We start from the raw sequence: 19,207 nt of genomic DNA, 5'->3' as shown, positions 1-19,207 counted from the left end.
CCGACGCGTGTCCCGCCCGTCTACATTGCATAGTCTCGGGAATGGAGAGCGGATGCCTTCGGTACGCGTCAACGGGATCGACCTTTGGTACGAGACGACCGGACACACCGACGACCCGGCCCTGCTCCTGGTCATGGGTCTGGGCGAGCAGCTCATCGCCTGGCCCGACGGGTTCTGTGCCGCCCTGGCGGCCCGGGGCTTCCACGTCATCCGGTTCGACAACCGGGACGTGGGCCGGTCGGCCTGGCTCGACGATCTCGGCGTACCGGACATGCTCGGGCTGTTCGGCGGCGACCTCTCGTCGGTCCGCTACCGCCTGGCCGACCTGGTCGCCGACACCGCCGGGCTGATCGAGGCCCTGCATTTGCGCCGCCCGCACGTGGCCGGCGTCTCGATGGGCGGCATGATCGCCCAGCAGCTCGCGATCGACCGGCCCGACCTGGTGGCCAGCCTGGCCTCGCTCTCGTCGACGACCGGCGACCCGGCGGTCGGGCAGAGCACCCTGGACGACCCGTCCGCCCTGATGCCCCCGGCCGACGCCGACCGCGCGGCCGCCATCGCCGCCGACCTGGCGCTCTGGCACGTGATCGGCTCGCCCGCGTACCCGGTCGGCGACGAGGAGCTGACCCGCCTGGCCGCGGCCAAGTTCGACCGTGGCCACCACCCGGTGGGCACGGTCCGGCAGCTCGCCGCCATCCTCGCCACGCCGGACCGGACCGCCGCCCTGGGCCGGCTCGACCTGCCCGCGGTGGTCATCCACGGCGACGCCGACCGCCTGATCGACGTGAGCGGGGGACGGGCGACGGCCGCCGCGATCCCCGGCGCCGAGCTGGTGATCCTGCCCGGCATGGGACACGACCTGCCCGAGGCGGTGTGGCCCCGGGTCGTGGACGCGATCGCCGCTAACGCCGGCCGGGCCCGCGCCCTCAGCCGGTGATGGCGCGCTGGTGAAACGAAGCTGTTTCGTACAGACACGGAGGCGTGGGGCGTCTCAGTCGGTGGTGGCGCGCTGGTGAAACGAAGCTGTTTCGTACACACGCGGAGGCGTGGGGCGTCTCAGTCGGTGGTGGCGCGCTGGTGAAACGAAACTGTTTCGTACACACACGCGCGGGCGCGGGGTGTCTCAGCCGGTGATGGCGAACCCGGCGGTCGAATAGAGCAGGTGGCCGCGGACGACCATCGCCGGGTCGTTCATCAGGGCCAGCACCCGGTCGAGGTCGGCGTCGGAGAGGCCGGCGGCGCGGAAGGCGGGACGCTGCTGCGTCAGGTTGGCCGCCTGCAGCAGGGCGCCGGGGGTGCCGCCGGGCCAGGAGCGGGCGTGCACCTCGGTGCTCACGTCGGTGAGGCCGGCGTCGAGCATCGCCGCGAGCACCCGGCCGGCCCAGGTCCCGTCGTTGCCCCGGGCCGGCAGCACCTTGTCGACCAGGGCGTCGTGGAAGGCGTTGTACACCGCAGCGGCGTCCGGGTCGGGGGCCCGCAGCACCCCCTTGCGGATGGTCGACTCGAAGTCCTCGATCAACAGCAGGCCACCGGGGTTCAGCGCCGCGACCAGACGTTTCAGCACGGCGTCACGGCCGGGCAGGTGGAGCAAAACCAGGCGGGCGTGGATGAGGTCCCACGGCCCGGCCGGTACCGGCTCCTTCTCCAGGTCGTGCCTGAGCACGGCGAAGCCGCGGTCGGTGGGCAGGTGCCGGACGTCGAGGTCGGTGGCGAGCACGTCGCCGCCCAGCAGCACCAGCCGTTCGGCCAGGCTGCCGCCACCGGCGCCGAGTTCCAGGCAGCGCCGGCCGCGCACGCCGCCGAGCCCGGTGATCCGCGCGGCGGTGTAGTCGTCGAACATCGCGGCCAGGTAGCGGTGCCGGTTCGTGGCCTCGTCGTGGTCGTTGCCGAACGCGTAGCTCATCGTGGCGTCAGCGGGAACTCGGCCACCTTGTCGGCGGTCAGGCCCGGCGGCATCAGACCGGTGTCGACCAGCACGGCGATCGCGTTGGTGACGCGGGTGCGGTCGATCGCGCCGAGCGGTTGGCCGGCGGCCGTTCTGGCGTACGGGGTCATCAACGTGATCTTGCCCTTCGCGGCCCCGGCCGCGCTCGCCGGGTTCCGGTGCGGCAGATCGGCCGCCTTCTCCACGCCCGGGCGCCCGATCAGGATCCGGAGCTGGTGGGCGCCCGGCTCGGCGGGCCGGCCGGAGCCGCCGCCAAGTAGCAGAAGAATGGCGACGAGGGTAGGAAGCGCGCGTTTCCGGCTCACCCGCGACATTTAAAGCCATAGATCTTCTGTACGCCCCGGAAGTGTCCAAGAATCGACTCGTGATCGCGCCCCTGCTGAGCATCCTGCTGGTGCTCCTGCCGGCCCCGGCGCCGGCCGCACCCACCTGGGACGGGCCGCTGAGCACCCGCGGCCGCTACATCGTCGACGCGCACGGCGACCGGTTCAAGCTGAAGTCGGTCAACTGGCACGGCGCCAGTGGCACCTTCGACGGCACCGGGCACCACGCCGGCGAGGACTCGGGCCGGATCCCGCTCGGGCTCGACCGCGCGCCGCTGGACGAGATCGTCGCCGGCCTCCGGGACGTCGGCGCCAACAGCGTACGGCTGCCGTTCTCCAGCGAGATGGTCCACGATCAGCAGCCGGTCACCGACGCCGCGGTCGCCGCCAATCCGGAGCTGCGCGGGCTCACCCCACTCGCCGTCTACGACCAGGTGGTCGCCGCGCTCACCGGCGCCGGCCTCGCGGTCATCCTCAACAACCACACCAACACCACCCGGTGGTGCTGCGGCGTCGACGGCAACGAGCGGTGGAACACCTCCCAGAGCACGAGCGACTGGGAGGAGACCTGGCTGACGATGGTCCGCCGCTACCGCGACAACCGGCGGGTGGTCGGCGCCGACCTCTACAACGAGGTACGCCGCTCGGTGTGGGACGACCCGAACTGGGGGCTCGGCGACGACCACGACTGGTACGCCGCGTCCCAGCACCTCGGCGACCGGATCCTGCGCGAGGCCAACCCCGACCTGCTGATCATCGTCGAGGGCATCAACTGGACCGGCGTACCGGTGGACGGTTTCGCTCACGAACGGCCCACGCTCAAGCCGGTGCGTACGCTGTCGCACACCCTCGCGGTGTCCGGCCAGCTGGTCTACTCGGCCCACTTCTACGGCTACACCGGCCCCAACCACAGCGGCGCGACAGGCGCCGGCGAGACCACCGACCCGCGCTACCACGACCTGACCCGTACGCAGCTCTTCGACGTCCTCTACCGGGACGCCTTCTACGTGTCGGCCGAGACCGGTCGGCACTTCACCGCGCCGGTGTGGATCAGCGAGTTCGGCGTCGGCGGCAACGAACCCGCCGGCTCGGCCGAACGGGCGTGGTTCGGCAACTTCGTCGACTACCTGATCCAGGCCGACGCCGACTTCGCCTACTGGCCGGCCGTCGGCTGGGCCGAGAAGCGGGCGTCGAACGGCTGGGCGCTGCTTTACTGGGACCGGTCCGGGGCACGGTCGTCGGTCGCCTCCGACTGGCGGGCGTCCGACTGGAGCCGGCTGATCGCCGCGCCCGGTCTGGCCGGTCCCGTGCCCACGCCGGTGCGCTGGTCGATGCTCAGCCCCGACCACGGCGACTTCAACGCCTCCCGGCCGGTGACCGGCGACTGGGACGTGGGCGCGCGCAAGGCGGCCTGCCCCGACGGCCAGCGGCTCATCGGCCTGAGCCACACCGGCAACCGGGGCCTGTGCACGGACACCGGCGGCGGCATCGCCTGGACGTCGTTCGCGGTGGTCACCGACGAGCGCTACGTGACGGCCGACTGGGCGCCGGGCTACACCAAGCTGCAGTGCCCTGCCGGCGGGCGGCTGATCGGCTACGCGGTACGCGGCGCGGCGGTGTCGAGCGCGCTGTGCGCGGCGGGCACGGCCGGCGCCGCCGCGGGCCGCACGGTCTGGTTCGACCGCGGTGACAACCGGCCGGCGGGGGAGCCCGGCGGTGACTTCGCCTACGGTCGATACAAGGGCCAGTGCGCCGGTGACGAGTACGCGGCCGGCATCGCTTACACCGGCCGTTTCGGCTCCGCCCGTACCCCCGACGCCCTCTACTGCCGCGGCTGACCGCGTCCGGTCACGGCCCGCGCCCACCCTTGCCGGGGGTGATGCACCTCGGCTCCGACCTGGACCGATGCACTCTCCGCACGTCGCTCACGGGCGAGAAGTGCGGCACGGCGCCGGCCGCCGCCGGGCAGGTGGCGGAGACGACCGTGCTGCCGCTGCGCGCCGGCATCCGCGCGGAAGGCGCCGCCATCCTCGAGGTCCGCTGGCGGCTGCTCCTCAACCTGGTCGAGTGATGGCGCGCGTCTACGATGGCGCGATGCAGAGCGAGGACGGCGACGTCGCGCCCACGATCGACGTGTCGGTGCCGCATCCGGCGCGCCGGTACGACTACTGGCTCGGCGGCAAGGACAACTTCGCGGCCGACCGGGAGTCCGGTGACGCTATCGCCGCCCAGTTCCCGGGGATCCGCACGGCCGTGGTGGAGAACCGGCGGCTGCTGCGCCGGGCCGTCACCCAGCTCGCCGCCGAGCAGGGGATCCGGCAGTTCCTGGACATCGGGACCGGGCTGCCCACGGCCAGCAACACGCACGAGGTGGCGCAGCTGATCGCCCCGGAGGCACGGATCGTCTACGTCGACAACGATCCGCTGGTGCTGACCCATGCGCGGGCGCTGCTGACCAGTTCGGCCGAGGGCCGGACGGCGTACGTCGACGCCGATGTCCGCGACCCCGACAACATCCTGCACAGCCGCGAGGTGGCCGACACCCTCGACCTGAACCAGCCGGTGGCGCTCATGCTGCTGGCCGTCATGCACTTCGTGACCGACGACGAGGATCCCTACGGCATCGTCAAGCGCCTGGTCACGGCCCTGCCGCCGGGCAGCTGCCTGGTCCTGTCACACGCCACCGCCGACTGGATGCCGCCGGAGACCGCCGCCATGATCCAGTCGGGTAAGCACGGCGCCGGGCGGCTGCGCGGCCGGGACGAGGTGGCCCGGTTCTTCGACGGCCTCGAGCTGATCGAGCCCGGCGTGGTGCCGCTGGCCGAGTGGCGCTCCGAGGCCACGCCGCCGCCCGCCGCCGAGGTGGCCATGTACGCGGGCGTGGCGCGCAGGCCGAGCTAGGGCGCATCTGACGGATAACCCAGGGCCACGCCGCAGCCCGGGGTGATCCGTCAGATGCGTCCTAGACCGCTGAGCGAACGGTGGTGTATTGCTCGATCTCGGCCAGCGGCTTCCAGTCGCCGTCCTTCAGGCGTACCTGGAATCCCTCACTGCCGCGCCGCACCCCGACCGCCTCGGCCCACGCCTGCTCGCCCTTGACCCGCACGTGCACGTCGTCGAACGCACCGAACGCGGCGATCAGCTCCAGCCGCAGGTCACCGGGGGTTTCCACCGAACCCGGACCGGCGAGGTACGCCCGGGCCACGTCGGCCCGCGCAGCCGTGCGGGCGGCCGTCGCGTAGGACCGGGCCCGCAGGTCACCGGTCACGAAGTGGGCCAGCGCCAGCACCGTCGCGCTGATGATCACGGCACCGGCCGCGACCAGGGCGACCGCCATCGGTACGCCCAGCGAGTTTCGGAACGGCTCGAACGAGCTGATCAGCACACCGCTGATGGCGGCCAGCAGGCCGGCCGCGCCACCGGCTGCCCCTGCCCGCTTCAGCCACCACTTGGTCATGCTGGTCACGCCCGACTTGATCACCTGCAGGGAGCCGGGCGTGTCGGCGTCCCACCTCGTCTCCTTGACGCCCTTGGCGCGGTCCTCGTCGGTCGCCAGGAACTGCAGGGCGGTGACCAGATCGATCAGCGACACACCGTCCGGCTTCGACGGCGGCCAGGTCAATTTATCCAAAGTGTCCTTCGATGCCACGCCGGGCATGATCGCGGCTCCCGCGCTCGCTGTCCACCCTTTGGCGCCCGTGCACGTAACCATGTGTCCATGTCGATGGACGAATCTGAAGATCATGATTCGTACGCCGACCGGGTCGGTCGTGGCCGCGTTGACGATCACCCTTCGGCCCGGCGCCCCGGCCGCCACCGGCCTCCTGCTCGCCCGCAACCGCGGCACCTGTGTTAACACGCCGGGCGTGCCGTCGATGACGTCCTGATTTTCCGAACCGACAAGGAGAACTGTGTTAGGCAAACTTCTCGCACCGGCGCTTCTGCTGTTGCCGGCCACCCCGGCGCACGCGGCCGTCGACTACAGCTGCTCGCCCGACGTGTCGCTGCGCGGCTTCTCCGACGCGCTGGACAAGACCACCTTCTCCGGTACGCAGGTCGCCGGTCTCTCCGCGATCTCGCCGACCACCCGCGACCACGCCCTGGCGCTGGTCGACAACATCGGGAGCACACCGGCCCGCGTCTACGACGTCACGCTGAAGCGGCCGGCGGTGACCGGGGTGACCGTGCTGAGGCGGGCGGACGGCACCGCGTACACCGGAAGCGATTTTGACGGTGAGGGCCTTGTCGCCGAGAACCGGGGCAAGACGATCCTGGCCAGCTCGGAGCGGGAGCCGTCGATCCGCCGGTTCCGGATGTCCGACGGCAAGGAGATCGCCTCGCTGCCGGTGCCGGCCCGCTTCCAGGTCGCCCCGGCCGGCGAGGCGGCGGTCAACCAGACGTTCGAGGCGCTCGCGGCCGCCCCGGACCGGTCGGTGCTGTACGCCGGCATGGAGGGCCCGCTATCCGGGGACAACGACCCCAACTCCCGGCGGATCATCAAATACGTCGATCAGCGTCCGGTCGCCCAGCTCGCCTACCGCGCCGACGCGGGCCTCGGCCTGGTCGAGCTCCTCGCGCTCGGCGGCGACACGCTGGTCTCGATGGAGCGCGGCTTCACGGCCGGGGTCGGCAACACGGTCCGGCTCTACCAGGTGTCCACGCTCGGCGCCGCCGACGTCACCGATGTCGCGTCGCTGTCGGCCCTCACCGACCCGCGCGCCTGGGCCGGCAAGACGCTGCTGGCCGACATCGTCAACTGCCCGTCGGCCGGTGCCCCGGCCAAGCAGCCGCAACCCAACCCGCTGCTGGACAACATCGAAGGCGCCGCGCTGGGCGGCACGCTGGCCGACGGCCGCCGGATCGTGCACCTGATCTCCGACGACAACGGCAGCGCGACCCAGATCACCCGGCTTTACACCTTCGCCGTGCGGATCCGGCCCGACGTCACGCTCAAGAGCCGCGCGCTTCTGCCGGCCACTGCCTGGCAGCCCGGCCCGGTCTCGGGCACGCTGCTGCCGCCGACCACGGTCAACGGCGTCACGCCGCCGTTCCCGGGCCAGCCGATCCCCGGCTTCTCGGCGATCATCCCGCGGTTCGCCGACGACCGCTCGGGCCGGCGGCTGCTGGCCATGCCCGACAACGGCTTCGGCGCCAAGGACAACTCGGCCGACTTCCTGCTGCGGGCGTACGACATTCTTGTCGACCGCACGATCACAGTGAACGGGTTCATCAGCCTGCATGACCCGGACCGGAAGATCCCGTTCCCGATCGTCCACCAGGAAACCACCGACCGGTTGTTGACCGGCGCCGACTTCGATCTCGAATCGCTGCAGCGGGACGCCGACGGCAACCTGTGGTTCGGCGAGGAGTTCGGTCCGTTCCTGGTCAAGACCGACCCGACCGGCAAGGTGCTGCAGGCGCCGATCCCATTGCCCGACGGCACCAAGTCGCCCCAGTCGCCCTATCTGGCCCCCGGCGAGGCCGCGACCCTGCCGGCCAGCAAGGGCTTCGAGGCGATGGCGGTCAGCCGCAACGGCCGTACCCTCTACCCGATCCTCGAAGGCGCCCGGATCGCCGACCCCGACCAGCGTCGCCGGGTGATCTACGAGTTCGACGTCCGTTCTGCTTCCTACACGGGCCGGACGTGGAGCTTCGCCAACGAGGACGCGTCGCTGGCGGTGGGCGACGCCGCGATCCTCGACGGGCGGCGCATCCTGCTGATCGAGCGGGACGGCGGCATGGGCCCGGCCGCGAAGGTCAAACGCCTGATCGAGACCGACCTGGACCGCGTCGGTCCGAACGGCTACCTGCCGCGCGAGCAGGTCGTCGACCTGATGCGCATCGCCGACCCGCGCCGGATCTCGCTGCCGGCCCGCCCCGGCGAGTACGGTGTCGGCCCACTCTTCTCGTTCCCGTTGCAGTCGGTCGAGACGGTGCTGCCGCTGCCGGGCGACCGGGTGCTGGTGGCCAACGACAACAACTTCCCCGGCAACGACGGCCGCATCCCCGGCAAGCCGGACGACACCGAGATCATCACGATCGACGTGCCCCGGCTCCGTTAGCTGATTGTCGACGGTGATTCAGCGCCCCGCACCAGCAGGCGCGGGGCGCCGGTCCCGTCCGCGCGTACCTCATAGATGTCGGGTGTGCCGTCGTCCTGCCGCAGCGTGTAGGCCAGGGTCGCGTCGTCCAGCCACGCCGCCTGATCGTCCACGCTCGACGTCTCCGCGGTGTGCGTCACCCGATGGGTTTTGAGGTCGGGCACCGGTGGGTTCTTGAGATTGGGCACCGGTTGGCTGTTGAGGTCGGGCACCGGTGGGTTCTTGAGATCGGGCACCGATTGGGTCTTGAGGTCGAGGACCGACAGCCGCCAGCCCCGCGCCGGGTCCCCGCCGACCGCCTCCTTGAAGGCGATCCGCGTCCCGTCCGGCGACAACGACGGGCACTCGACGTTCTCCCTGAGCGTGACCACCTGCCGTTTCCGGAAGTCGCCGCGCACCAGATAGCGTTTTCCGCCGGTCCCCAGCGTCGCGAAGAACGTGTTGTCATCCCGGGCGAACGTGACCCCCCCAGAAGTTCACATCAACGCTCCGATAGATCTTGCCATCCCGCAAGATCACGAAATCCTCCAACGTCGTCACGGTCGCGCCGCTGGTCACGTCCAGTATTCCGGTGCGCGTCGAGAAGCCGCCGGTCGCATACGAGTCACCGCCGACAAACGTGGTCCAGGCGACCATCCGCCCGGTCGGCGACACCCGGGCGCGGTTCGGCTGGCCCGCGATCGTGAGCGTGCGCTTGGGCTTCAGGTTCGTGTCGAGCACGACCAGCTCGTTCGACCAGGGGTCGGTCGGTCGCAGGCAGACACCGGTGCCGCCCGCCGCGTAGGCGCGCAAGCACTCGACCGGGGAGACGCTGCGGGGGCCGCCCGGATCGGCCCGTTCGACCGCGGCCAGGTGCCGGTCGGTCACGGTGAGCAGGCGCGGGCCCGCTTTGAGGTCCACTTCCGCGGTGTACGCCGGAACGTCCGCGTTCTCCCGCGCCAGCGCCGCATATCCCACCGCCCCCGACGCCAGCACCACCGCGGAGCCGATCGCGATCCCGAGCCTCGCCTTCATCTCTTCCCGCCCTCTGCTGTTTCACCGTGATTGCTCTGCGTGCCGGGGGTGGTCGTCTTGCTCTGCGTACCGGGAGTTTCCACTCCGGACCTGAGCAGGCCGAACGTGCCGGCGACGGCCATCAGCGCGAGCAGCGCCGCAGCGCGGATCGCGACGTCCGGCCCCCAGAGTTGCCACGCCGCGCCGAAGAGCACCGACGACACCAGATAGGCCAGCGCCTGCCCGGTCTGCACCAGCGCCAGCCCGGTCGTCCGCAATCGCTCGGGCAGCACCGGCGCCGACAATGCCATCAGCACGCCGTCCGTGGCCGCGTAGAACAGCCCGTAACAACCCAGCACGACCGCCAGCCGCACCCAGCCGCCGCCCGACCCGGGCAGCAGCAGGTAGGTGACCGCGAGCGCCAGATAGCCACCGGCTACCACGGGCAGCCGCCCGACCCGGTCGGCGAGCCGGCCCAACGGCGCGGCCAGGACCAGGTAGGCGAGGCTGGTGCCGACCGCCAGCAGCGGGAACCACCGGGCTTCGAGGGCGGACCCGCGCTGCAACAGAAGATAGACGAAGCCGTCCCCGATGGTGGCCACCCCGAGAAGGCCGGCGGCGAGCAGGAGTCGGCGGGCGGCGGGGTCGCGCAACAAGCCGAGCGCGTCCACGGCCCGCACCGGCGCCCCGGAGCCGGCCGCACACGGTTTCGCGGAGGGCGCGACAGAAGGCGTCGTGGAATGCGGCACGGTGGGCGTCGTGGAAACCGGCACGGTGGGCGTCGTGGAATGCAGTACGGAGTGCGTCGTGGAAACCGGCACGGCGGGCGTCGTGGAAACCGGCACGGAAGGCGACGCGGAAGGCGTCGTGGAATGCGGTACGGAGTGCGTCGTGGAATGCGGCACGGCGGGCGTCGTGGAAACCGGCACGGAAGGCGACGCGGAAGGCGTCGGGGAAAGGGGAACGGAGGCCGCCGGGGAAACCGGCGTGGAGGCGGGCGCGGGCTGGGACGGCGCAGGCTGCTCGCGGACGAACAGGACCAGGACCACCACCCCGAAGGCCGCGACGCAGAAGCTGGTGACGAAGACGGCGTCGTAGGCCGTGTCGCCCGCCGCGAACAACACCCCGAGCGCCACCAACGGACCGAGGAACGCGCCGACGCTGTCCATCATCCGGTGCACGCCGAACGCCCGCCCCAGTGCCGCCGGAGGCGTCGACAGGCTGATCAGGGCGTCGCGGGGCGCCGTACGCAAGCCTTTACCCAACCGATCGGCCGCGATGACCGCGCCCAGCGCGCCCACCGACCGCCCGGCCAGCAGCAGCCCGAGCTTCATCACCGCCGACAACCCGTAACCGACACCGGCGATGAACTTGCGTGCACGCACCCGATCGGCGACGAACCCGCCCGCCACCCGCAGCACGGCCGTGGCACCGGTGTAGACGCCGTCCAGCAGGCCGAACGCCAGCGGGCTCAGGTGCAGGCCGAGGACCAGGTAGACCGGCAGGATCGCGGTGATCATCTCGCTCGAGACGTCGGTGATCAGGCTGACCGTGCCGAGGGCGAGGACGTTGGCGCCGACGCCGCCGCCCTTGGAGATGGCGGGCCGGCTCACCGTGGACAGATACACACCCGACATCGTCGGACGTCGATCAGGTGCGGCACAACGGAACTCATTCGTTGTTCACTCGAAGGCCGTGCGGTAACGCATCGACTTCCGTAGATTGAGTACCCATGCGAGCCCGCCGTGCCGTTCTTGCCCTGCTGCTCGCCGCGACCGCCTCCACGGTCACGGCCGCGTCGCCCGCCTCCGCCGCCTCCACGACCTTCACCGCCGTCGCCGACACGTACGTGCAGAACGACACGGCCGGCACCAACTACGGCACCGCGACCCAGGTGGTCGTCGACAACTCGCCGGTACGCCGCACGTTGCTGCGGTTCTCGGTCACCGGCGTCAGCGGCGCGGTCACCTCGGCCCGGCTGCGGCTGCACACGATCAGCGGCAACAGCGGCAGCCCGAACGGCGGCACGTACGCCGCGATGTCGAACACCACCTGGTCGGAGACCGGCACGACCTGGAGCAACCAGCCGGCCGTCGACGGCGCCACGCTCGGCTCGATCGGTTCGGTCAGCGCGAGCGGCTGGTACGAGGTCGACGTCACGCCGGCGGTCACGGGCAACGGCACGTTCAGCTTCGGCGGCTCGTCGGCCGACTCGGACGGCGCGTACTTCGACACCCGGGAGAGCGGCGCCAACGGCCCGCAGCTGGTCGTCACCACCGCTGCCACCGAGCCGCAGCCGGTCGACGACCCGGTCTTCGTCGGCGCCGGTGACATCGCCGACTCGGGTTCCGGCGACAGCGCGACCGCCACCCTCCTCGACGGTATCGACGGCACGGTCTTCACCACCGGCGACAACGTGTACGACAGCGGCACGGCGGCCGAGTTCACCAGCTATTACGCGCCCACCTGGGGGCGGCACCGCGCCCGCACCTACCCGACGCCGGGCAACCACGACTACGTCACCTCGGGCGCGAGCGGCTACTACGACTACTTCGGTACGCGGGCCGGCCCGAGCGGCCGCGGCTATTACTCGTACGACCTGGGCAACTGGCACATCGTCGCCCTGAACTCGAACATCAGCATGACGGCGACCTCGGCCCAGACCCAGTGGCTGCGCGCCGACCTGGCCGCCAGCACCAAGCCGTGCACCCTGGCCTACTGGCACCACCCGCTGTTCACCAGCGGCTCCAACCACGCCCCGTCGACCTCCACCCGCCCGCTCTACCAGGCCCTTTACGACTACAACGCCGACGTGGTGGTCTGGGGCCACAACCACCAGTACGAGCGCTTCGCCCCGATGAACCCGTCGGGGGCCCTCGACACCGCCCGCGGCCTGCGCACCTGGGTGGCCGGCATGGGCGGCGCCAGCCACTATTCGTTCGGCACGATCCAGGCCAACAGCGAGGCCCGCAACAGCTCCACGCATGGCGTCCTCAAATTCACCCTCCACACCAGCGGGTACGACTGGCAGTTCGTCCCGGTGGCCGGCCAGTCCTACACCGACTCCGGCACGGGCACCTGCCACTGACGCACAGGCCGTGTTTCGCAGCCCCGGCTGGACTGCGAACACAGCCTCGGTGGTGGCGGACGCGCTCGCCTACCGGACGTAGTGCCGCAGCCGCACCGCCTCGCCGCGTGGGCCGGTCCAGTCCGCGGTCGTCGTACGCGTGTAGCGCCACCCGGTGCTCTCGTAGAACGCGACAGCGGGGGAGCCCGGCTTGTCGAGGACGTTGAGGATGAGCCGGCCACCGGCCCAGATGCTCACGTGGTCGAGCAGGGTGCTGGCCACCCCCAGGCGCCGGGCCGCGGGCGCCACGAACAACCGCGTGACCTCCCGGCCGTTCTGCACGGCGACGTGCCCGACGATCTGACCGGGGGCGTTCGTGGCCACCCACGCCTGGTCGAGCTCGGGACGGTCCAGCCAGGCCCGGGGATCCGAGGGCCACTTCGCCGGATAGCCGTCGACCAGGCGCACCTGACGCAGCATGTGCACGCACTGGTCGAGGTCCGCCGCCCGCCGATCTCGGATGGTCAGGGGCCAGACAGCTAGATCAGTCACACCGCCATCATGACGCTTTCGCTTCCGCTGATGCTTCTCGGCGGGAGGCGTAGGGTCGGTCGTGAGATGAGCTAACGATCTGAGGAGCTGGGTGTGAGCACACAGCAGGCCGGTTCCGCCGGCACGATCGATGTGGGTGGGGACCTCACGGTCAACCGCCTGGGGTACGGAGCCATGCGGGTCACCGGGGACGGCATCTGGGGGCCGCCGAAAGACCGGGACCAGGCTGTCGCCGTACTGCGGCGGGTGGTGGAGCTCGGTGTCAATTTCATCGACACCGCTGACTCGTACGGGCCCGACGTCAGTGAGGAACTGATCGCGGAGGCTCTCCACCCGTACCCGGAAGATCTTGTCATTGCCACCAAGGGCGGGCTGACGCGGACCGGACCGGGGCAGTGGCCGCTCAACGGGCGACCCGAACATCTGCGCGAGGCCTGCGAGGGCAGCCTGCGCAAGCTGCGGCTGGAGCAGATTCCGCTGTACCAGTTCCACCGGCCCGACCCGAGCGTGCCGCTGGAGGACTCGATCGGGGCGATCGTCGAGCTGAAGAACGAGGGCAAGATCCGGCACATCGGGGTCTCGAACTTCGATGAGCAGCAGCTCCGGACCGCCCAGGCGCTGACGCCGATCGTGTCGATCCAGAACCGTTACAACATCGACGACCGGAGTTCAGAATCACTGGTCGACCTGTGTGAGCAGGAACGGATAACCTTCCTGCCGTGGGCCCCGATCCAGGACCACCATGGCAACGCGACAGTGCAGCGCCTGGCGCGGGAGCACGACGCGACCCCCTACCAGATCGTGCTGGCCTGGCTGCTTGCCCGTTCCCCGGCGATGCTGCCGATCCCGGGAACCGGCTCGATAGGTCACCTGGAGGAGAACGTGGCGGCCGCGGCGATCAAGCTGAGCCAGGCCGACGTCGCGGCGATCACCGGCGCGGTCTGACCTTCCGGTACGGCGTCAGCTTTCCGTACGGCGCGGGGGCGGTCGGGTACGCGTACTCACCCGAGGGGATGTGGCGCGACCTGACCGGCCTCACGTACGGGCCGAACTACTACTCCGACCACGACTACCTCACCCCGGGCTGGAAAGTCCTGCGCTCGGCCGGACCGCACAAACCGGACAAGGCCGGGCTGATCCGGTTGGCCGCCGCGCCGGACGCCCGCTACACCGCCCGGGACAAGAACGGGCACCTGCTCTCCGGCGGAAACTTCGCGTTCCACGAGCACAACGGGCGCGGCGCCGGTGGGGTCGCCGCCCAGCCGCCGTTCCACCAGTTCTGGTTCGACGACAACTGGCTGGCCCGCGTGATGGCCCGGGCGTACGGCGGCCCCGAACCGGACGGCCTCGACGACGACGACGGCCACGTCCGGTGGCGCGTTCTCTCCGGCGACCTCAACTGGACGCCGCACGACCGGGTCCGCCCGCTGCGCTCCGATCAGCCCGACCGGCTGATGCTGGACGGCCTCTACTACCTGGCCGCCGGCGACGAGGGCCGGGCGCTCCGCAAACTCGGGAAGATCCGCACCTCGTGGAACCCGGAGACCCGGCTCTACGACTATCCGGTGCTGCGCGAGAACTACCACATCGGCCTGGTCAAGATCCTGGTCGAGCAGTTGCTGACCGTGCTCGACCGGCCCGAGCTGATCCTGCACTCGGTGTCGCTGCGTAACCTGATCATCGCCAACCAGCAGCGCGAGGCGGGCACCGGCCGGCTGCTCGGCTGGACGTCGTCGGTCGAGCCCGGCGGCACCCTGATGAACATCGAGTCGCTCGCGGTCAACGCCCTCGCGCTGGGCGCCGGCGGCCTGGCCGCGTACGACCCGGACCAGACGGCGAGCCTGCCCGCCGGTTCGTTCACCGTCGAGTTCGTGATGCGCTCGCGGGGCGGGGCGGCGGCTCGCATCGACGTCGTCGACGCGCATTCCGGGGTGCCGCTGGGGGAGCGGGGCGTCTCCATCGACGACCGGTTCCAGCGGGTGGCCGTGCCGATCACCACCGCCGGCGGCACGGTGGCGTTCCGCTGGCACGCCGGGCGCAGCCCGCTCGAGGTGGCCGAGATCCGGATCCGCTAGTCGAGGCCGGCACCGGGCAGCCGCGTCGTGGTCGCCGACGGGAAGCAGGAGGACCGGCGTACCGTAACCACGTTCCGGTTCGAGCCGACCCGCTGGGGGCACAACCGGGCAGGCCGAGCACCTGAGTACGCCACGCCCGGGGAGCCGCGCCGTGTTTCGACCCGCCGCCTGCGCCGACCAGTGCCGCGGGGCCTACATGGTGGCGCCGGCCGCCCGCAAACTGTGCAATGTCTCGAGCGCCGCCGAGGCCGTCATGGCGGGCGGGTCGAACGGACCTCGGCCGAGCGTGCCGACGTCGACGGCCCCCATGCTCCAGCCGGGGAACAGCCGCTCGCTGACATCCTCGAAGGCGACCAGGGTGACTCCGCCGTGCCGCTGATCGCGGGCGATGGCCAGAAACTTGCGGGTGACCGCGTCCCGCGAGCCTTCGAGGCACTGCAGGAACCAGCGCCGGTCGAAGGCGAGAACACCGGTGATCTCCTCAGCCTTGTTCCCCGCCCGAGCCTCGTCGAGGATCCGCAGAACCCCGTGCACTCCGACGTCGCGTTCCTCGCTGAAGTAGATCAAGCGACTGAGCATCACAAACTCACGGTAACCAAGTGAACACGACCGCAAGGGGTCTTTCGGCCGTGCTCGCCGACTTTCCGCGTACCCGGGCGACGCTGTGGCCCGACGATGTCGTCACCCGCGGGCCCAGGGTGGTTACTCGTTGACCACGCTGGTGTTCTGGGCCGCGGTGAGCTGCCATGTTCCCTGCTCCTTGGCCAGGATGAACAACGGCGTGCCGACCTGCGGCCCGCCGGGGGCCTGATAGACCTGCCGAACCTTTACGGCGGCGACGTCAGGGCGGACGAACAGCACATGCTCGACCTCGAAGGTGACGGTGGTGTCCCGCATCGCGCCCGGAAGCACGCGATGGGTGAAGTCCGAGATCGCCTCCCGGCCGTACAGCCGCCGGCCGTGGCCCGTCGTCCAGATCGCGTCGGCGCGGAACAACGCGACGAACTCGTCCGGCCGCTCCTCGTTCTGGCTGCGTTCGACGGCCGCGACCAGCTGCCGGATCGCCTCGATGTCGGCCACTCGGGCCTCGTTGATCTCTGCCTCGGTCATGCGGTCACGCTAGGAGTTCAAGCTCGGTCGAGGTCAAGAGCCCGTCGACCACCGAGGCCCGCTGGCGGGTGTCCGGGCCGGGTGGGTGCGGCCGGCCCGGGTCATTTCAGCGCCGCATTGCGCGGTAGTGCTTCTCGCCCTTGACCTTCCACATATCCACGGGCAGCGTCGGTGCGACGCTGGCCTCCCGATCGTTTTCGGTCTCTGGCGCACCCCGGTCCACAGTGGTGTATGCAACGCGGGGAGTCAACGCGGCCGCAACGGATACCCGGGTGCCGCGGTGGCCGAGACCTCGTCCTTGGCCGCCGTCCACGCACGTCTCCAACCGATTCTCCGCTGTCAGAACGGCAGTCGGTCCACGACTGTGAGCGAGTTCGGCCGGAGGGATGGACTCCGGGCCATGTCCAATAAATAGATCAACGCCTATGCTTTGGGGATGCGCAGGCTGTCGCGGTGGCTGATGTCCGGTGTGCTCGTACTGGTGGTGGTGATGACCGCACCCGTGTCGCCCGCGCGGGCGGGGACGCCCGGTGAATACCCTGAGTTCCCGTACCCGGCGACGGCCTACGACGAGACCGGGCGCGGGCAGTTCCACTTCAGCTCGCGGGCCGGGTGGATGAACGACCCCAACGGCTCGTTCTGGTACCGGGGCCAATACCACCTCTTCTACCAGCACAATCCGCACGGTCTGGCCTGGGACACCATGCACTGGGGGCACGCCACCAGCCCGGACCTGGTGCACTGGACGCAGAAGCCGATCGCCCTCGAGCCGGGTGTACACCCGGGCGACCTGTGGTCGGGCAACGGCGTCGTCGACCGGGCCAACGTCACGGGGCTCAAGAGCGGCGACGATGACCCGATCCTGGTCTTCTCCGGCACCAACGGCGCGATCATCCACTACAGCCTGGACGGGGCCAAGACGTTCCAGACGTACGCCGGCGGGCGCAAGGTCGCCGTGCCCAACGGGACCAGCCGGGACCCCAAGGTCTTCTGGCACGCGCCGTCGCGGCGGTGGGTCATGGTCATGTGGTCGGACGGCGGCGGCAACGGGGCCGACTTCTACACCTCCACCGACCTGCTGACCTGGACGTGGCGCAGCCGCTACGCGGCCGGCTGGTTCTTCGAGTGCCCGGACATGTTCCAACTGCCCGTCGACGGCGACCCGGCCCGGCTGACCTGGGTGCTGACCGACGCCAGCGGCGAGTACGTGTTCGGCGACTTCGACGGCACCACGTTCCGGCCGCGGACCGGGGTGCAGCGCATGGACTGGGGGGTCAACGACGCGGGCGGCACGTTCTACGCGGGGCAGACGTTCACCGGGGACCCGGCCGGGCGGACCGTGCAGATGGCGTGGCAGCCGGCGTCGCGGGGGAGCATCTGGAGTGGCAACCTCACGTTCCCGGCCGAGCTTCAGATCAAGGGCACGACCTTGACGCGTACGCCGGTGAGCGAGATCGCCTCGCTGCGGTCGGGGACGGTGAGCGCGGCGGCGCGGACGCTCACGCCGTCGCAGCCGTACGCCATCGCCGGGGCCGACGCCTACGAGGTGACCGCCACCTTCGACACGGCCGGCGCCACGGCCACCCGGTTCGGGCTGCGTCTCAACGGCCGGGCCGTCCCCTACGACCGGGCCGCACAGTCGCTCGACGGCGCGCCGCTGGCCCCCGACAGCGGGAAGATCACCGTCCGGGCGCTGGTCGACCGGGGGCAGCTGGAGGTGTTCGGGAACGGGACGACCTCCAAGAGCGACGTCGTGACCTCCTTCGACTCGGCGGCGGGGGTGCAGGCCTGGGCCGAGGGCGGCAGCGTACGGCTGGAGTCGCTGCGCTTCGACCGGCTGGCGTCGGCGTGGGGGCGTGGCGAGCCGACGCTCGACAGCAACCTGCCCGGGACGTGGACCGCGTCCGGTGGCACCTGGACCGACGTGGCCGACGGCAAGCAGGGGTCGGCCACGGGGGACGGCTTCTACCTGAACGGGACCACCGGCGGGGACGGCACGTACGAGGCCGACGTGCGGCTGACCGGGGCGCGCGCCGCCGGCCTGACCTTCCGCGAGCACTACACGGCCGGCGTCGACACCGCCGGCCTGGTCAAGCTGTGGCGGCCCGGACGGGACATCGCGACCGCCCCCGCCCCGATCACCCGCGACCGCACCTACCACCTGAAGGTCGTCGCCGCGGGGGCCCGCCTCCGGGTCTACCTGGACCACGACACCACCCCGATCATCGACGCCACCGACACGACGTACGCCACCGGCCGGACCGGCGGGAACGTCTTCGCCGGCACCGCCGTCATCGACAACGTGCAGGTCGACGCGCCCGGCTTCGGGACCAACCTGACCGGCCCGTGGACGCCCGCCGGCGGCACCTGGACCACGCAGCCCGACCGCGTCTCCGGTCGCGGCGACGGCGACTCGTTCCTCTACAGCACTCAGACCGGAACGGATTTCACGTACGAGGCCGACGTCCGCCCGGTCAACGGCGTGGCCGGCGGCATCACCTTCCGCGACCACTACACGGCCAACGTGGACGTCAACGGCCTGGTCAAGCTGTGGCGCCCCGGCCGTGACGTGGCGACCTACGCCACCCCGGTGGTGCCCGGCCGCTGGTACCACCTCACGGTCACCGCCGCCGGCAACCGGTTCCGGGTCGCCCTCGACGGCCGCCAGGTCATCGACGCCACCGACGACGCCTACGCCACCGGCCGCTTCGGCCTCAACACGTTCGCCGGCAGCGCGCAGTTCCGCCACCCCGCCATCAACGCGCGGGGGGTTCTCGGCGGTCTGCCGCCTGGATGATCGTCCGGGTGCTCTGGGGCGCGGCCTGGCCTTGGGGCTGGGCATGCGGGGGCGGGTGCGCTTGGGGGCGCGGCCTGGCCTTGGGGCTGGGCATGCGGGGGCGGGTGCGCTTGGGGGCGCAACCAAATCTCGCACGTGGAGCGGAGCGACCTCGGCGGGAGTGCCCTGTGTCAACCGGTGGTGGGGTGTTGGGTGAGTAGGCGTTGTAGGGCGCGGTGTTCGGTGGGTTGGTAGGCGGTGTTGG

19 protein-coding genes are annotated in these 19,207 nt (G+C 71.0%); 10 read left to right on the top strand and 9 right to left on the bottom strand.

Annotation, left to right across the window (positions count from 1 at the left end):
- The first annotated feature begins 52 nt into the window (after positions 1-52).
- Positions 53-937 (top strand): alpha/beta fold hydrolase, encoded by an 885-nt coding sequence (locus ACGFIO_RS21940; protein ID WP_392828143.1) that lies wholly within the window; start codon positions 53-55, stop codon positions 935-937.
- 186 nt (positions 938-1,123) lie between these two features.
- Here the strand turns inward: ACGFIO_RS21940 and ACGFIO_RS21935 are convergent, their stop codons facing one another.
- Together ACGFIO_RS21935 and ACGFIO_RS21930 are read right to left on the bottom strand one after the other, a co-directional pair.
- Complete coding sequence (locus ACGFIO_RS21935) at positions 1,124-1,903, bottom strand: class I SAM-dependent methyltransferase (RefSeq protein ID WP_392828142.1); 780 nt, start codon at positions 1,901-1,903, stop codon at positions 1,124-1,126.
- The gene (locus ACGFIO_RS21930) at positions 1,900-2,250 is read right to left on the bottom strand and encodes a hypothetical protein (RefSeq protein ID WP_392828141.1); all 351 of its coding nucleotides are present in this window, start codon (positions 2,248-2,250) and stop codon (positions 1,900-1,902) included. The genes ACGFIO_RS21935 and ACGFIO_RS21930 overlap by 4 nt, the downstream gene beginning before the upstream one ends.
- Positions 2,251-2,309: 59 nt before the next feature.
- On the opposite strand from ACGFIO_RS21930, the gene ACGFIO_RS21925 reads away from it, so the two are divergent.
- The 3 genes from ACGFIO_RS21925 to ACGFIO_RS21915 are packed head-to-tail and all read left to right on the top strand — an operon-like array spanning position 2,310 to position 5,169.
- The gene (locus ACGFIO_RS21925; protein ID WP_392828140.1) at positions 2,310-4,106 is read left to right on the top strand and encodes a glycoside hydrolase family 5 protein; all 1,797 of its coding nucleotides are present in this window, start codon (positions 2,310-2,312) and stop codon (positions 4,104-4,106) included.
- A gap of 38 nt (positions 4,107-4,144) precedes the next feature.
- Positions 4,145-4,339, top strand: a complete 195-nt coding sequence (locus ACGFIO_RS21920; RefSeq protein WP_392828139.1) for a hypothetical protein — start codon at positions 4,145-4,147, stop codon at positions 4,337-4,339.
- A gap of 23 nt (positions 4,340-4,362) precedes the next feature.
- Entirely contained in the window at positions 4,363-5,169 is an 807-nt protein-coding gene (locus tag ACGFIO_RS21915; protein WP_392828138.1) for an SAM-dependent methyltransferase, read from the top strand.
- Positions 5,170-5,230: 61 nt separating this feature from the next.
- Here the strand turns inward: ACGFIO_RS21915 and ACGFIO_RS21910 are convergent, their stop codons facing one another.
- Positions 5,231-5,917: a hypothetical protein gene (locus ACGFIO_RS21910; RefSeq protein WP_392828137.1), complete on the bottom strand. Its 687-nt coding sequence runs from the start codon at positions 5,915-5,917 to the stop codon at positions 5,231-5,233.
- Positions 5,918-6,011: 94 nt separating this feature from the next.
- Between ACGFIO_RS21910 and ACGFIO_RS21905 the strand changes: the two genes are divergently transcribed.
- The gene (locus ACGFIO_RS21905; RefSeq protein ID WP_392828136.1) at positions 6,012-6,155 is read left to right on the top strand and encodes a hypothetical protein; all 144 of its coding nucleotides are present in this window, start codon (positions 6,012-6,014) and stop codon (positions 6,153-6,155) included.
- Positions 6,156-6,179: 24 nt separating this feature from the next.
- Positions 6,180-8,330, top strand: a complete 2,151-nt coding sequence (locus ACGFIO_RS21900; protein ID WP_392828135.1) for an esterase-like activity of phytase family protein — start codon at positions 6,180-6,182, stop codon at positions 8,328-8,330.
- On the opposite strand, the gene ACGFIO_RS21895 is transcribed toward ACGFIO_RS21900, so the two are convergent.
- Genes ACGFIO_RS21895 through ACGFIO_RS21885 form a run of 3 tightly spaced genes read right to left on the bottom strand, consistent with a single transcriptional unit; the run spans position 8,327 to position 10,999 of the window.
- Positions 8,327-8,767 (bottom strand): hypothetical protein, encoded by a 441-nt coding sequence (locus ACGFIO_RS21895; RefSeq protein ID WP_392828134.1) that lies wholly within the window; start codon positions 8,765-8,767, stop codon positions 8,327-8,329. The two genes, ACGFIO_RS21900 and ACGFIO_RS21895, sit on opposite strands and share 4 nt — an antisense overlap.
- Positions 8,768-8,813: 46 nt before the next feature.
- Entirely contained in the window at positions 8,814-9,383 is a 570-nt protein-coding gene (locus tag ACGFIO_RS21890; protein ID WP_392828133.1) for a hypothetical protein, read from the bottom strand.
- On the bottom strand, positions 9,380-10,999 hold the full coding sequence (locus ACGFIO_RS21885; RefSeq protein WP_392828132.1) for an MFS transporter: 1,620 nt from the start codon (positions 10,997-10,999) through the stop codon (positions 9,380-9,382). Before ACGFIO_RS21885 ends, ACGFIO_RS21890 begins: the two co-directional genes overlap by 4 nt.
- A 95-nt stretch (positions 11,000-11,094) precedes the next feature.
- Between ACGFIO_RS21885 and ACGFIO_RS21880 the strand changes: the two genes are divergently transcribed.
- The gene (locus tag ACGFIO_RS21880; RefSeq protein WP_392828131.1) at positions 11,095-12,450 is read left to right on the top strand and encodes a DNRLRE domain-containing protein; all 1,356 of its coding nucleotides are present in this window, start codon (positions 11,095-11,097) and stop codon (positions 12,448-12,450) included.
- 69 nt (positions 12,451-12,519) lie between these two features.
- Here the strand turns inward: ACGFIO_RS21880 and ACGFIO_RS21875 are convergent, their stop codons facing one another.
- On the bottom strand, positions 12,520-12,981 hold the full coding sequence (locus ACGFIO_RS21875; RefSeq protein ID WP_392828130.1) for a GNAT family N-acetyltransferase: 462 nt from the start codon (positions 12,979-12,981) through the stop codon (positions 12,520-12,522).
- A gap of 87 nt (positions 12,982-13,068) precedes the next feature.
- Here ACGFIO_RS21875 and ACGFIO_RS21870 point away from each other — a divergent pair, with 87 nt between their 5' ends.
- Positions 13,069-13,926, top strand: coding sequence for an aldo/keto reductase (locus ACGFIO_RS21870; protein ID WP_392828500.1), 858 nt, complete (start codon positions 13,069-13,071; stop codon positions 13,924-13,926).
- Positions 13,927-13,994: 68 nt separating this feature from the next.
- Positions 13,995-15,056, top strand: coding sequence for a hypothetical protein (locus tag ACGFIO_RS21865; RefSeq protein ID WP_392828129.1), 1,062 nt, complete (start codon positions 13,995-13,997; stop codon positions 15,054-15,056).
- Positions 15,057-15,248: 192 nt separating this feature from the next.
- On the opposite strand, the gene ACGFIO_RS21860 is transcribed toward ACGFIO_RS21865, so the two are convergent.
- Both ACGFIO_RS21860 and ACGFIO_RS21855 read right to left on the bottom strand, forming a co-directional pair.
- Positions 15,249-15,635, bottom strand: a complete 387-nt coding sequence (locus tag ACGFIO_RS21860; RefSeq protein ID WP_392828498.1) for a BLUF domain-containing protein — start codon at positions 15,633-15,635, stop codon at positions 15,249-15,251.
- A 123-nt stretch (positions 15,636-15,758) separates the two neighbouring features.
- Complete coding sequence (locus ACGFIO_RS21855) at positions 15,759-16,166, bottom strand: SgcJ/EcaC family oxidoreductase (protein ID WP_392828128.1); 408 nt, start codon at positions 16,164-16,166, stop codon at positions 15,759-15,761.
- A 436-nt stretch (positions 16,167-16,602) separates the two neighbouring features.
- On the opposite strand from ACGFIO_RS21855, the gene ACGFIO_RS21850 reads away from it, so the two are divergent.
- Complete coding sequence (locus tag ACGFIO_RS21850; RefSeq protein ID WP_392828127.1) at positions 16,603-18,963, top strand: family 16 glycoside hydrolase; 2,361 nt, start codon at positions 16,603-16,605, stop codon at positions 18,961-18,963.
- The last annotated feature ends 244 nt before the right edge of the window (positions 18,964-19,207 follow it).

Source organism: Actinoplanes sp. NPDC049265, from assembly GCF_043197135.1.
Classification (GTDB): Bacteria; Actinomycetota; Actinomycetes; order Mycobacteriales; family Micromonosporaceae; genus Actinoplanes.
This window is presented reverse-complemented; position numbering and strand designations above follow the sequence as displayed.